The sequence below is a fragment of the Paenibacillus sp. FSL M7-0896 genome (genome assembly GCF_037975415.1).
Taxonomy (GTDB): domain Bacteria; phylum Bacillota; class Bacilli; order Paenibacillales; family Paenibacillaceae; genus Paenibacillus_AQ; species Paenibacillus_AQ silagei.
Window position 1 is genome coordinate 4,463,843 of record NZ_CP150250.1, and the last position, 13,421, is coordinate 4,477,263.

The following is a 13,421-nucleotide window of genomic DNA, read 5'->3' on the forward strand; positions in this document are numbered from 1 at the left end:
TGCTTACATCCAGGCCGCGATGTCTTTATGATACTGTGCCAGCTCATCCGGAGCGAAGAAATTGGCGATCTCACGTGCTGCACTGTCCGGAGAATCCGATCCGTGGATCAGATTAAGCGGAGTATGGCTGGCATAATCCCCGCGGATGGTGCCTGGCAGGGCCTCACCGACTTTGGTTTTGCCGATCAGGAGACGGGATAATGCGATGACATCATCGCCTTCCCACACCATAGCGAACACAGGGCCGGAGGTAATGAAGCTTACCAGCTCCGGGAAAAAATCCTTGCCGTCATGCTCCGCATAATGCTTCTTGGCCTGCTCCTCAGTAACGGTAATCAGCTTGGCAGCGACCAGCTTGAATCCCTTGTCTTCCAGGCGGGCGACGATGCGTCCGATTAGTCCGCGCTGTACACCATCGGGTTTGATCATCAGATACGTTTGTTCCATAGAGTCACTCTCCAATTTCCCTTATTCTAAATGAATGGGCTGTTTATGGTCTGATATTATCAGAAACCCCGGCATCTGTGAACGTAAATTTGCAGATAATTTCTTATATTTTCAATAAGCCCGGCCTGTTACGAAAAAGGCGATATCGCGTAAATTGCGCTTGGTCCGGTTGCTTGGCAGCTGCTCCAGCGCATCCAACGCCTTGGCGATATAGCGGGAAGCCAGCTCCTCCGCACGGGAAATCCCGTCGCCGGAGAGAATCAGATCAATAGCCCGTCCGACCCCTCTGTTCCCTTCACGAATCGCTTCAAGCTCTTCCAGCAGGCGGCCGCGGAGCCGCTCATCCTGCAGACTGTAGATGACAGGCAGAGTGATATTCCCCTGCCGCATATCGCTTCCGGGCGGCTTGCCAATTTGCTTCTCCGTTCCGGAGAGATCGAGCAGATCATCACGGATTTGAAACGCCATCCCAACGTTATATCCGTAATTATAGAGGAGCCTGGCAGTTCCCGGCTCCGCATCTGCAGCCAGAGCGCCAAGCTGACAGCTGACGGCAATCAGCAGCGCTGTCTTACGGCGGATTCTCCGCAGATAATGGCGCACGCTCTGTCCGCTGTTGAAGAAGTCGCGGATCTGCTCCATCTCTCCGATGGACATCTCTACCATGGCTTTGGAGAGAATCTGATGAATCAGGGGATTTTTCAGCCCTGAAGTCATCACGAGTGCCTTGGCATAAATATAGTCGCCGGTGTACATGGCGATCTTGTCGCCCCATTTCGCCTTGACGGTAGGCTCTCCCCGCCGGAGCTCCGCATCGTCAATGACATCATCGTGGACCAGTGAGGCGCTGTGAATCAGCTCCAGCGGAATCGCGACGCGCTTCAGCTTATCGAGATCATAGGTCCCGAATTTGCCGCCCATCAGAACGAATACCGGCCGGAGCCGCTTGCCCCCGGCTCTCAGCAGATGCAGCGAGGTCTCGCTCAGCAGGTCATCATCCCCCTGGACACTGCGGTACAGCTCTTTCTCAATCTGATCCATATCTTTGTTCAGCAAGCCGAATATTTGCAGTCGCTTCATTCTTTCACCCGTGTCAGCAGATTGTGGCTCCAAAGCTCCATCTTCACTTCCTGCGGCAGCAGGCCCATTTCATAGGCATAGCGGAAATAGAGGTTCAGACCTTCCTGCTGCCTTTCCCCAAAGTCATAACATAAATTACGGAAGTAATCTCTCCAATAGGAGGCCGTGCCCCCGATCGTGCAGCAGGCTTCGTGAATTACCGGTCCCAGCTCATTCAGGCCGCGTCTCTTGCTCCGCTCGAAGGCTTCAGCAATCTCGGCAATGGCTTCAGGATTCAGGGCTGCAGCCCTGCGGTTGACCGCCCACACAGCAAAGGTCATACTGTGGCCCGTCCATTCCTTCCACAGCTCGCCCAGATCCGTCACTTCATAGCCCTGATCCTGCCAGGAGGCGCGGATGGCATGGTCTCCGATCAGGAGCCCGGCATCCGCCTGCTGCATCATAGTGTTCAGATCGGGATCGCTGCTAATGTACTCCGGACTAGTGCCTAAAGCCTTGTGCATCAGGATCTTCAGCAGATTGACCGAGGTAGCCGAAGTATTCGTCACGGCTATCGTTCCGCTGCCAAGCTGCTGTAACGGCTTTTTGGAGAAAAGAAATATTGACCTCACCGGACCGTCCGCGCTGACGGACAGACCGGGCAGCAGCAGCAGCCGGTCACTGGCCGCTGCATAAGCAAAGGAGGATAAAGCCCCAACATGAATATCTCCTGCTGCCATGCCCCGGTTAAGCACAGCAGGCACCTCACTCACCATTTCAGCAGGAAAGCTTAAAGAAGAGGGATCGAAATAATGATAGACCGGCCATGAATTGGTATAGCTGATTTTGCCGATGACGGTGTGTTCCAGGTCTGTCACCCTTCATCCCCCCATCTGCGAAATAAAGTATGCTCAATCCCGAAGCTGTCGAGCACCTTGCCCACCATGAAATTGACCAGATCATCCATCGTGGCAGGGCCGTAATAGAACGCCGGCATTGCCGGAATCAGCTTGACGCCCATCCGCGACAGCTTCAGCATATTCTCCAGGTGAATCGCATGCAGCGGTGTCTCCCGGGGCACCAGAACGAGCGGACGGCCCTCCTTCAGCATGACATCCGCTGCCCGCGTCATCAGATTGTCCGAGCTGCCATGTGCTACAGCAGACAGTGTTCCCATCGAGCAGGGCATAATAATCATCCCCTCTGTCCGGAAGGAGCCACTGGCAATCGAAGCGCCTATATCCTGTACCGGGTGATACAGAAGAGAACCGGGATAGCTGCCGAACTGCTCATTCAGCAGTCCTTCCCGGTCAGTTACGGCATAACCCAGCTCCTCCTTGAAGACACGCCAGCCTGCATTACTGACAACCAGATGTACTGTATAACCGAGGGACAGCAGGGTCTCTGTCAGCCGGATGCCGTAGATCGCCCCGCTCGCACCGGTAATGCCAACCACGAAGTTCTTAGGCTTAAGTTCGGTCATTTGTAGAACTGCACCACCAGGTCAATCAGAGTAAAGGAAAAGACCACAATGCTAAGTACACCGTTCATGGTGAAGAAGGCGGTCTGCAGCTTGCTTAGATCACCCGGAGACACAATGTAGTGCTCATAGAACAGAATAATATAAGCAATCACCATGCCGGCTACATACCACCAGCTCAGTTCCGTGATGAACAAGAGAGAGATGAAGCCCAGGGCTGTCAGCAGATGAAAGACCTTGGCAATCCCCAGCGCACGGGCCACCCCGAAGCGCACCGGAATCGAATACAGTCCTTCCTTGCGGTCGAAGTCCACATCCTGGCAGGAGTAGATGATATCAAAGCCTGCTGTCCAGAATACGATCGTGAAATAGAAGATCATAGCAGTCAAGTCCACTGTTCCTGTAACCGCAACCCAGCCGCCGAGAGGCGCAAGGGCAATGGTGAGCCCGAGAATCAGGTGACAGGCCCAGGTGAAGCGTTTGGTAAAGGAATAGAGGACCAGCAGAAAAACAGCAATCGGCAGCAGCTTAGCTGACAGCGGATTGAGCTTGAAGGCTGCCCAGAACAGCAAAAAGAACGAGAACGCGATGAACAGCGTTACCTCTCCAACCTTCAGTAATCCTGCCGGAATGGCTCTGCCCGCTGTCCGCGGATTCTTCGCATCACTGATCCGGTCGATCAGCCGGTTAAGCCCCATAGCCGCGCTGCGTGCGCCGAACATAGCAACAACCACCCATCCGATCTGGCTCCAGGAGGGCAGTTCCCCAAACATAACTACTGAACCCAGCAAGGCTCCCATAAAGGCAAAAGGCAAAGCAAAAACCGTGTGTTCGAATTTAATCATTTGTAGAAAAATACCGATTTTCTTAAACATTACAGTTCTCCTTGAGTCCAAGATGTAACGCCGCGATGCCACCGTTCAAGGGGAACGATTCCACTTTTGTAAGTCCGGTATCCCGGAAGATCTCCTCTAATTGCTTCCTGTCCGGGAAGAGTGCCAGTGATTCAGGAAGCCATTTATATTGCTCATACCGCTTGGCGAACAGCCTGCCGAGCAGCGGAAGCACACGCTGGAAATAAAAATAATAAATACCTTTGAACGGCTGCTTCATTGGCTTCGACAGCTCCAGGCAGACCACCATACCGCCGGGCTTCACCACGCGCTTCATCTCACTCAGCACCTGTACGGGATCAGGCACATTACGAAGTCCAAAGCCAATCGTGGCGTAATCGAAGGAATTATCACCGAACGGCAGCTCCATCGCATTCCCCTGAATCAGGGAGATGCGGTCCTGCAGTCCGCGCGCTTCCACCTTACGCCGTCCCACCTCCAGCATGCCTGCGCTGAAGTCCAGTCCCATGACATTTCCGGTCTCGCTCGCATCAGCGAGGGCAATGCTCCAATCACAGGTACCGCAGCACAGGTCTACTGCCGAGTCCCCGCGCTTCATGCCCATCTTGCGCATGGTGAACTTCCGCCAGGCCTTATGACGCCGGAAGCTCAGAATATCATTCATCAGATCATACTTGCCGGCAATGCTCTCAAATACCGAATGGACAAATTGCTCCTTCGGCTTGTCGCCTTGCCCACCTGTTACGGTAACTTTATCTACTGTCATTCTCTAACCCTCCACGGCAGCTTGTCCGGAAATTTTCATTTGCAGAAGCAGGCGGTCCAGTGCAGCTCTAAGCTGACCCGCCAGATCCTCGTCCCTGATCCCCTGCAATAACGACTGAATGGACGCGAGCGAGCTATGCAGCTTGTCCGTCAGCAGCGTATCGCATTTGCATCTCAGCTTCAGCTTCTGCCAATCCTTGGGGTCCAGAGTCTGCCCCTTAAGCTGCTGGCGCTCCTCTTCAGTCGCCGACTCCATCACCTTCCAGTAAGCATAGCCTTCCAGCGCACTTGCCGGAGCTGTCCCCCGGCGCAATTCCAGGGCTGCTGTCTCACACTGGCTGAATTCGGCGAGCAGCTTCTGCCAGATATCTCTAAGGGACTCTTCAATCATCGGTGTAAAAGAAAGAAACAGCCGCATATTGAGCTGTACCGTGTGCTTCAAGTATTGTTCGGCCGGGACAAGCGTTCCGCTCATCTTGCCGTAAAGATTGGCCTTCATCACATTGAAATCAGCGATAGCCGCGCTGAGTGTGCCAACCATTTCAACCTGACCGTGTCTCGCGAGCAGATGGTAGAACCAGCTGCTGAAATAATCACCGGCCAGAACCTTCAGCTGGCGGGTGCGCATCATATCGCCGCCGGGCTCTTCATGATTCCGGTCAATGCTCTCATGGGTATCCAGTCCAAGCTGGACGAGTCCGGTCACCAGGGTGAACAGCTCTGCCTGCTGGAAGTCTGCCCCCCGGCCCCTGCCGAGAAAAATATATAACAAATGACCCCGCCCGTCTGAGAACGGCGGCAGTTCCGTATGCCGCTGAATCATATCGTAGTCGGTGTAGGGTTTAGCCAGTTGCGGTATGCGGTACGGTTTCATTTTAGCCTCCGAAGCCATTGACGTTTGTCAAACTCATTGTTCACAATCTTGTCTATTATATCACATGTTTTTTTGTCACGCACGGGTGAAGCCTTCTAGTTTCAATTACCCGGTTCAGGGATAAATGAACTGCTTTTTCCACAGCTCGCTTTCGCTAATACGGAAGCCGTTCTTCAGCGAATCGGGAAGAGGCGAATTTCCTGCGTTCTCCAGCGCCTCCTGCAGCAGGGGGCTCCACTCGCTGCGGCGGATATCACCGGCAAGAAGCAGGCGGCGGGTATCCAGCCACCTATCCTCTGCCACCACACGCAGCAGCAGCTGGTCTACGTTCGAAGTCTCCTGAATCGCGAACCCGATGGCCAGAGCCATGTTGCGGTACAGCTCCTGCGGTTCGTGGGCATCACCGTTCACCTTGAGATCCATAGACAATACCCCGTTCTCCCAGCCTGCCTTGTCAATTATCAGACTGAAGGGAATCTCACTGAGCGCATCTACCAGATTGTCATTCTCCAGTACCAGGCCATCCGGACCTATTGTCTGTACTGCGCTATAGTTACTCTGGGCAGTTATAACGTTGCCGGCCAGTTGCGGCAGCAGCAGGGTAGTAGCTGCACTAAGCAGCAACGCCGTTCCGATCAGCCAGCTCCGGTTCATAACATGCCTCCCTACTCATAGTTTCCGCTGCTATGCAGGATTATACGGCACCGCAGAGCGCCCCATATCTAGTTATATTTTGAAAAAAAGCAGGCTATGCCTGCTTTTCAGCTTTCACTCTCTAATTGTCCGTGTTTGCTCCAAATTTCAGCCTTGCCGCGGATTTTCATTGCTGAGGTGTGATCGGTGAATTGGGCAATGAGCACCTCGCCTTTGTCCAGCTTCTCCGTATGGTGAAACCGTGTGTCCAGCCCTCTGGTCAGCCCGATGACCTGAACACCGTTCTCCTTGGCCTTGACTACGATATAGTCGCTGCCGGACGGTGCAGGATTCACTTCATTCTTCTTCTCAGTCATTGTAATCCTCCTCAAAGTTTATGAGCCTCTCTCAAAAACAAATGCCGCCCTGGAAGGCGGCATCGTTGGTATTCAAGGACTATGGGGCAGATATGTAGAAATCTTTATTTGATTCCGTCTTTCAGCGCTTTACCGGGTTTGAAAGCCGGTACTTTGCTTGAAGGAATTTCGATTTCTTCACCAGTCTGCGGGTTGCGGCCTTTACGTGCGGAACGTTCGCGCACTTCAAAGTTTCCGAAGCCAACCAGCTGAACCTTATCGCCGCTTTGCAGTGCACCTGTGATAGCTTCAAAAACAGCATCTACCGCTTTCGTAGCGTCTTTTTTGGGAAGTTCAGTTGCTTCTGTAACTACGTTGATCAAATCTGATTTATTCATGTCTTCTCACCTCCCTGGTTAAAAGTTCCGGTATCATACACTCTTTCCGTTTCAACGTAAAATATACGTGATAATCCCGTTTAATGCTAGAAACTGGCGCCTCTCTTCTAGAAGCGCAACAAACTTATAGTAATACAGCCCAACCATAATATCAAGGCGTTCCTCAAAAAAGGAGCAGAAAGTAGCAGGTTTCCCTTCATTCCGCTGCAATTGCGCAGTCTATTACTACCAGTTATGCCGTAAAAGCGGAAGCTTTCCAGGGAGAATTCCCCTTTTCCACTCTAGCAGCGAAAGGGCCCGGAAAGAGCAAAAGAGCGGGAAAAGCTCCCGCTCCAAAAGACAAGCCTATTTCATTTAGAGGATGATGGCGATCAGGCCGCCTGAACCTTCGTTGATAATCCGGCCCAGCGTTTCCTGCAGCTTGTAGCGGGCATTGTCCGGCATCATCGCGATCTTGCCCTGAATGCCCTCACGGACTATGGAATGCAGGGACCGGCCGAAGATATCGGATTCCCAGATTTTGATCGGGTCATTCTCAAAGTCCTGCATCAGGTAGCGCACCAGCTCTTCACTCTGCTTCTCTGTACCGATAATCGGCGAGAACTCCGACTCGACATCCACCCGGATCATATGAATCGACGGCGCCGTAGCCTTCAGCCGGACTCCGAAGCGGGAGCCTTGGCGGATCAGCTCAGGCTCATCCAGCGCCATCTCGGCCAGAGAAGGTGCGGCGATGCCATACCCCGTGGTTTTAACCATTTCCAGCGCTTCCGAGAAGCGGTCATATTCACGCTTGGCGTGGGAGAAGTCCTGCATCAGCTGGAGCAGGTGATCCTTGCCGCGAATCTCGACCCCGACTACCTCCATCAGCACCTGATCATACAGCTCTTCGGGAGCGTAGAGGTCAATCTCGGCTACCCCCTGGCCCATGTTCATGCCGCTGAGGCCTGCCCGGTCGATGAAATCATATTCGGTAAACTGGGAGACCAGGCGGTCCACATCGCGCAGACGACGGATATCCTTCACGGTATCACGGACAGAATTCTCATAGCTGCTGCGCAGCCAATGATTCTCGCCCAGCACCATCACCCAGCTCGGCAGGTTAACATTAACTTCATGTACAGGGAATTCATACAGTACTTCGCGCAGGACACCAGTCACATCGTCCTCGGTCATATTCGCAGCGCTGAGCGTCATCACCGGAATATCATATTTGAGGGCAAGCTCACTGCGGAGCTGCTGGACTTCCTCACTGCGCGGCCGGGTGGAGTTGATGACCAGCACGAACGGCTTGCCGACCTCCTTCAGCTCTGCGATCACGCGCTCTTCGGAATCGACATACGAGCTCCGGGGAATCTCGGCAATCGTACCGTCGGTAGTCACTACCACACCCAGAGTCGAGTGCTCCTGAATGACCTTGCGTGTCCCGATTTCAGCCGCTTCCTGGAAAGGAATCGGTTCCTCGAACCATGGGGTCGAGATCATCCGCGGACCATTCTCATCCTCATACCCTTTTGCGCCTTCCACTGCATAGCCTACACAATCGACCAGCCGGACGTTAACCTCCAGGCCTTCGGCCACCTTAATCTGCACCGCATTGTTGGGTACGAATTTAGGCTCGGTAGTCATAATAGTTTTGCCTGCCGCACTTTGCGGCAGCTCATCGACCGCTCTTACTCGGTCTGCTTCACTCGTGATGTTCGGCAGAACAATCGTTTCCATGAAGCGCTTGATGAATGTCGATTTCCCCGTGCGAACCGCGCCGACGACGCCAAGATAAATGTCTCCGCCGGTACGCTCGGCAATGTCCTTGAAAATATCCACTTTTTCCAAAAGAGATCCCCTCCTCATATTACTCCGAAGAAAAAATGCCTGAAGAGCATCGACTTCGCGTTCCGCCGGCAAACTGACCCTTGCAGGACAACCACCGGACTAAGCTTTGCCCGCCCGAAGCCTAGCTTACTTGCCTGAGGCGAAGCAAGGTTGCCCCGCGCTAAACTCCGAATGCTCGGACATGCATTTGGACTAGTATCATCATATGTATCCGTAACGGATTTATGACCAGCGTCCGCGCATTTTTGCAACTGAAATTTCGTATACCCGCTCTAGCTCGCCACTGCGTCAAGACACCCGGAAGTCTTCTCATCAAGTCTATGAGGGCGGCTTGCGGCCTAGAACTACTATCCATTCTGAGACTCCCCATACAAAAAAGCAGCAATCCCCCGCTCTCGGAGAACTGCTGCCTTAATTTATAATAGTATATTGCTATTCCTGCGGAGCCTGCGGGACGGGACGGCCATCCACCCACAGATAAGGGAGAGACTTGACGGGGACATAATAGGAGGCCTGTGTAAGCTCCAGACGCAGGTCACGGTCTGCCGCCGGACTGCTCCCGTTCTTATCAATGGCAGAGGAGATATCCGCACCGTAATCAACATAGACTGCCCCGCTGCGATCCATCAGGAGCCCGAGCGGCTGGCCCGAATATACGCTGCTTAGCTTGATTGTCCCTGTCCCTGCCCGTTTGGCATCGATAGATACAAGGCCCGGATACAGCTCCTCCCCTGCCGGAAGCTTCCCGCCGTGCGCAGACTTATAGAGGTTCACCTTGCGCTGGATATCGTTAACCTTCTGCACGGTCACCAGGTCCATTAATTTGACCTGTGGGTCCGTCTCCTCATCCAGCACCAGAAAATGGGCGCTCCCGCCCTTCTCGAACGCTGCTGCCGGGATCTCGTCCAGGTACCCTTCCTGCTGCAGCTTATTCAGGTCAATCACGAATTTCTCGTATCTGGGCGTGTCCTGATCGCTGGTCAAGATCGGCAGCAGCCCCTTCTGCTCCTGATAATCATCGACCGCCGCCTGCACCCGCTTCACACTCTCGCGGTAACTGCTGCCGGGCTGCTGCTGCTCCCGGGGATACATGCAGCCGGTTAGAGACAAGATCAGCAGGAGAAGCAGCGGCAGCAGCATCGCAGACCTGTGCCGGCTCTGCCGGAGCTTCACCAGATGCATGGAGTCCACTCGTGGGGCTCCTCTCTGTTCGTTTAGGGTTGCATTTGCGCCGGGAGTTACCATCACCATAAGTCCTCCGATTCGCCACGGCGCGCCGCTTCCAGTCTGCGGCGTACAGCCGCCTTCAGCGGGTCCTCGGGAATATGCACTTGGACGTCGCCCCATACAGCGGCCTGACAGGCCAGGCGGACGCCTTCATCCAGCAGGCTGCCAAGCTTGCGCTTCTCCGCCTCCGCAGGAGGTCTGAGTCCCGCGGCATCCGTACGCTCTACGGACACTTTGCACATCATGCATCCCGCCTTGCCCCCGCAACGGGTAGGCAGGACGATTCCGGCTTTGCGCACAGCCTCCAGCAGCGTAACCCCATGCTTGACAGAAGCTGTGCGTTGTTCCGGAAGGAAAGTGACCGTTATTTGCGATTTCGCATTCATCTTACAGCCTCCTTCCTTGAAATCAGGTTATATACGTATAGATTCGGATATCCCCAGCAGCTCGTCCAGCCTAGACTGCAGGCCGTCGGCTTCCAGATGATTCTCTTCAATGAGCTGCTCCAGAAGCGGCAGATGACCGGCTACATCCTGCTTCATTAGCTCCGCAATCGCCCGGCAGCGTTCTTCCCTGCCGCGCAGCAGATTGAAGATCAGCTCATGGACAAGCGGCATCAGAGCCAGGCGGCCGCTCCCTTCGAACGTACATTCCGGGGCATAGGGCTGCAGCTTGCTGATATCCACTGAATATTGCCCGGAGCCGCTGCCGATCCTGAATCCGCCCACCAGCTCAACCTTCACCTCTCCGATGAAGTAGAGCCCGCGCAGAGAGTAACAGCCTCCGCTATAATCCTCCTCCGGTGCGCAGACAGTGTATCTCAGCAGTGCCCGATGAAGCTGCGCGGTATCCTCCAAATCACAATAGAGGTCAATATCGCGCGGAGCAGCACTCAGCTGAACCCCGTGCAGCAGCAGACCGCAGCTTCCCCCCAGCAGCCACACCGGCGGCTTACCCGGCCCGATCACATCCAGCTCCCGCGCTATGCTGCCCAGTGCCGTCTCCAGCACATAAGGAATTCCTGAACCGGCCATCAAACTACACACGCCCCATTCCTGTAAAATCAACTAACGATTCTGTCAGAAATACGTCTGCCTGAGTATAATGTAAATGCTTACATAATTGAAGCGGCCCCGCCCAGAACTCCGATCAGCAGGATGACAAAAGCAATGACCGATAAAACAGCTCTAAGCAGTCCCTTTGTCTTGCTGCGTGCAAAAGTAATCAAAAAAACGGATAAGCCCATAATCAGTACCGCAATCAGAGACAGCCACATTTTTGTCATCGGGTCCATAGGTCATGCGCCTCCATTTCACTTTTCCCGGATTGCGACTATTATAGCGTGAAATCCGTCATTTTTTAAGTATTAATTTACAGATTAGCCCCTGGCGATGGAAAAAAGGGCATCAACCACGGAATCAGCTTACCTTCCGGAGTTATGCCCAGTCTGAAAAGGAGCCATCCCGGCAGGAATGGCTTACTTCACGGATATGCTATTTTTTCAGCATCATTTTCATTAAAGACTCCATCGTACCGGAACCGGCGCCGCCTTTTTTAACAGCATTGACGATCTCCTGCACTGTAGCCTCGCTGACCGGCACTTTAGCCATAGCTGATACCTGTTTAATTAACTGGCGGAGCTGGGCTTCATTCTGTGTGGTGCCCGGCTTAACCGTACCGGCCAGCTTTTTGATGGCACCTTCCGAAATGTTTTTGCCCGTCTTCTTGTTGATGGCGTTCAAAGCATCCTTGGAAAAATCTCTGCTCACTGTTCATCCCTCCTCCGTCAATCCCCATTAACAACATATGAGATATTCCGGCAAAAGGTGAACGTGATCAGGAATGCCACTGCTCCCAGGTCTCCTGGGAAATGGCCTCCATCTCCGTCTTACGGTCACGGCCCATCAGGGCTTCCACCGCATTACGCGGTGTTCTGCCCTTGAACAGCACATGATAAATCTGGTCGGTGATGGGCATCTGTACGCCCAGCTTCAGCGAGATCGCATAAGCCACCTCCGTCGTCCGGATGCCTTCGACAACCATCCCCATCGAGTCCAGCACCTCATTCAGCGGCTGGCCCTGGCCCAGCATGGAGCCGGCGCGCCAGTTGCGGCTGTGCTGGCTTGTTGCCGTCACGACCAGGTCACCAAGTCCGGCAAGGCCGGAGAAGGTTAAGGGATTCGCACCCATCTCTACCCCGACCCGGGAGATCTCGGCCAGGCCGCGGGTAAGCAGTGCCGCCTTCGCATTATCCCCGAACCCCAGCCCGTCGGACAGCCCCGCACCCAGCGCGATAATATTCTTCAGTGCACCAGCCAGCTCTACCCCTAGCTGATCCCTGTTGGTATACACACGGAAGTCGTTGTTAATGAACAGCCCCTGCGCCGCCTTGGCACGGCTCTCATCCGGTGAAGCCACGACGACCGTGGTCGGACAGAGCCGTACCACTTCTTCAGCATGGCTCGGCCCGGAGAGCACCACAATATCGCCTTCGCTGCAGCCCAGCTCCTCCGAGATCACTGTGGACATCCGCTTCATGGTCTCGGTCTCGAAGCCCTTCGTGGCGTGAATGCAGAGCATATCTTCCTTCCAGAACGGCTTAAGGCTATGCGCCACCTGGCGCACTCCGGAAGAAGGCGCCACAATGACTACCGCCTTCGAACCGGAGACGGCAGTCTCCATGTCCGTGGTGGCAATAATATTTCCAGGGAGCTTAACCCCCGGCAGGAAATGATGATTCGTATGTGCTTCGTTAATCTCGGCAGCCTGCTCAGGCTTTCGCGTCCACAGATAAACCTCCGAGTGGTTAGCCGCCAGCACAGTAGCCAGCGCAGTTCCCCAACTGCCCGCGACCAGCACGGTTACTTTATCAGACAACGCGATTCCCCTCCTTGGCTTTGGAGCCGATTTTGTTCTCACGGCCCTGCGAGATCTTCACGATGTTGCTGCGGTGCCGCCAGAAGGCGAACACTACGATGACCAGGCTTCCCCATAGCTCCGGGGTTGTATGCTCTGTGAACAGCAGACACACTGGAGTCAGAGCCACAAAGATCAGTGAGCCCAGCGAGACATACCGTGTAAGTATAATAGCGAGAATGGCAATCGCCCCGGCAATCAGTGCAGGCCAGAATACCAGTGTAGCCATCACTCCAATCGTCGTTGCAATCCCTTTCCCCCCGCGAAAATGAAAATAGACCGGCCAGTTATGCCCGATGATGGCAGCCAGTCCGCAGACCACTGCGACCCAGCTTCCCCATCCCCCGGCCCATGTGCCAAGCCAGACTGCGGCAATTCCCTTCAGTACGTCCAGAAACAGCACCAGTATGGCCGGTCCCTTCCCCATCACACGCAGTGTATTGGTCGCTCCCGCATTGCCGCTTCCATATTGGCGGATATCAATCCCCTTAAGCAGCCGGGCGAGCAGTACACTGAAGCTGATGGAGCCAAGCAGATAGCTTATAACGATAACCAGAAGTTCAAACGCCACTACTCTTC

At 54.3% G+C, this 13,421-nt stretch carries 18 protein-coding genes; all 18 read right to left on the reverse strand.

Annotated features, from left to right (window positions below):
• Positions 1 to 3: 3 nt before the first annotated feature.
• The 18 genes from ndk to plsY all read right to left on the reverse strand — a co-directional run bounded on the left by ndk (position 4) and on the right by plsY (position 13,413).
• Entirely contained in the window at positions 4 to 447 is a 444-nt protein-coding gene (ndk, locus tag MKY12_RS19295; RefSeq protein ID WP_036727303.1) for a nucleoside-diphosphate kinase, read from the reverse strand.
• A gap of 111 nt (positions 448 to 558) precedes the next feature.
• A complete protein-coding gene (locus tag MKY12_RS19300; RefSeq protein ID WP_076079176.1) occupies positions 559 to 1,527 on the reverse strand; it encodes a polyprenyl synthetase family protein in 969 nt (322 codons plus the stop codon).
• Positions 1,524 to 2,384 carry a menaquinone biosynthesis protein gene (locus MKY12_RS19305; RefSeq protein WP_209870000.1) on the reverse strand — a complete coding sequence of 287 codons (861 nt, stop codon included), beginning with the start codon at positions 2,382 to 2,384 and terminating at the stop codon, positions 1,524 to 1,526. Before MKY12_RS19305 ends, MKY12_RS19300 begins: the two co-directional genes overlap by 4 nt.
• A complete protein-coding gene (locus MKY12_RS19310; protein WP_036727309.1) occupies positions 2,381 to 2,989 on the reverse strand; it encodes a flavin prenyltransferase UbiX in 609 nt (202 codons plus the stop codon). Before MKY12_RS19310 ends, MKY12_RS19305 begins: the two co-directional genes overlap by 4 nt.
• A complete protein-coding gene (locus MKY12_RS19315) occupies positions 2,986 to 3,861 on the reverse strand; it encodes a UbiA-like polyprenyltransferase (RefSeq protein WP_036727311.1) in 876 nt (291 codons plus the stop codon). The genes MKY12_RS19310 and MKY12_RS19315 overlap by 4 nt, the downstream gene beginning before the upstream one ends.
• Positions 3,854 to 4,606, reverse strand: coding sequence for a demethylmenaquinone methyltransferase (locus MKY12_RS19320; RefSeq protein ID WP_339310383.1), 753 nt, complete (start codon positions 4,604 to 4,606; stop codon positions 3,854 to 3,856). Before MKY12_RS19320 ends, MKY12_RS19315 begins: the two co-directional genes overlap by 8 nt.
• Before the next feature lie 3 nt (positions 4,607 to 4,609).
• Positions 4,610 to 5,479 (reverse strand): heptaprenyl diphosphate synthase component 1, encoded by an 870-nt coding sequence (locus tag MKY12_RS19325; protein WP_339310385.1) that lies wholly within the window; start codon positions 5,477 to 5,479, stop codon positions 4,610 to 4,612.
• A gap of 114 nt (positions 5,480 to 5,593) precedes the next feature.
• Positions 5,594 to 6,133 (reverse strand): hypothetical protein, encoded by a 540-nt coding sequence (locus tag MKY12_RS19330; protein WP_339310387.1) that lies wholly within the window; start codon positions 6,131 to 6,133, stop codon positions 5,594 to 5,596.
• A gap of 107 nt (positions 6,134 to 6,240) precedes the next feature.
• Positions 6,241 to 6,489, reverse strand: coding sequence for a trp RNA-binding attenuation protein MtrB (gene mtrB / locus MKY12_RS19335; protein WP_051478165.1), 249 nt, complete (start codon positions 6,487 to 6,489; stop codon positions 6,241 to 6,243).
• 104 nt (positions 6,490 to 6,593) lie between these two features.
• Positions 6,594 to 6,866, reverse strand: coding sequence for an HU family DNA-binding protein (locus MKY12_RS19340; RefSeq protein WP_019909963.1), 273 nt, complete (start codon positions 6,864 to 6,866; stop codon positions 6,594 to 6,596).
• Positions 6,867 to 7,220: 354 nt separating this feature from the next.
• A complete protein-coding gene (gene spoIVA, locus MKY12_RS19345; RefSeq protein WP_036727319.1) occupies positions 7,221 to 8,699 on the reverse strand; it encodes a stage IV sporulation protein A in 1,479 nt (492 codons plus the stop codon).
• 432 nt (positions 8,700 to 9,131) lie between these two features.
• Entirely contained in the window at positions 9,132 to 9,881 is a 750-nt protein-coding gene (locus tag MKY12_RS19350; protein WP_339314910.1) for a DUF3939 domain-containing protein, read from the reverse strand.
• A gap of 62 nt (positions 9,882 to 9,943) precedes the next feature.
• Complete coding sequence (locus MKY12_RS19355; protein WP_036727321.1) at positions 9,944 to 10,312, reverse strand: 2Fe-2S iron-sulfur cluster-binding protein; 369 nt, start codon at positions 10,310 to 10,312, stop codon at positions 9,944 to 9,946.
• Positions 10,313 to 10,339: 27 nt separating this feature from the next.
• Positions 10,340 to 10,960, reverse strand: a complete 621-nt coding sequence (locus tag MKY12_RS19360) for a hypothetical protein (protein WP_209870013.1) — start codon at positions 10,958 to 10,960, stop codon at positions 10,340 to 10,342.
• A gap of 80 nt (positions 10,961 to 11,040) precedes the next feature.
• Positions 11,041 to 11,220, reverse strand: a complete 180-nt coding sequence (locus tag MKY12_RS19365; RefSeq protein ID WP_036698144.1) for a DUF2768 family protein — start codon at positions 11,218 to 11,220, stop codon at positions 11,041 to 11,043.
• Between the two features lie 199 nt (positions 11,221 to 11,419).
• Positions 11,420 to 11,695, reverse strand: a complete 276-nt coding sequence (locus tag MKY12_RS19370; RefSeq protein WP_036698146.1) for a stage VI sporulation protein F — start codon at positions 11,693 to 11,695, stop codon at positions 11,420 to 11,422.
• Between the two features lie 67 nt (positions 11,696 to 11,762).
• Positions 11,763 to 12,803 (reverse strand): NAD(P)H-dependent glycerol-3-phosphate dehydrogenase, encoded by a 1,041-nt coding sequence (locus tag MKY12_RS19375; RefSeq protein ID WP_036727323.1) that lies wholly within the window; start codon positions 12,801 to 12,803, stop codon positions 11,763 to 11,765.
• The gene (plsY, locus tag MKY12_RS19380; RefSeq protein ID WP_036727324.1) at positions 12,796 to 13,413 is read right to left on the reverse strand and encodes a glycerol-3-phosphate 1-O-acyltransferase PlsY; all 618 of its coding nucleotides are present in this window, start codon (positions 13,411 to 13,413) and stop codon (positions 12,796 to 12,798) included. Before plsY ends, MKY12_RS19375 begins: the two co-directional genes overlap by 8 nt.
• Between the last annotated feature and the right edge of the window lie 8 nt (positions 13,414 to 13,421).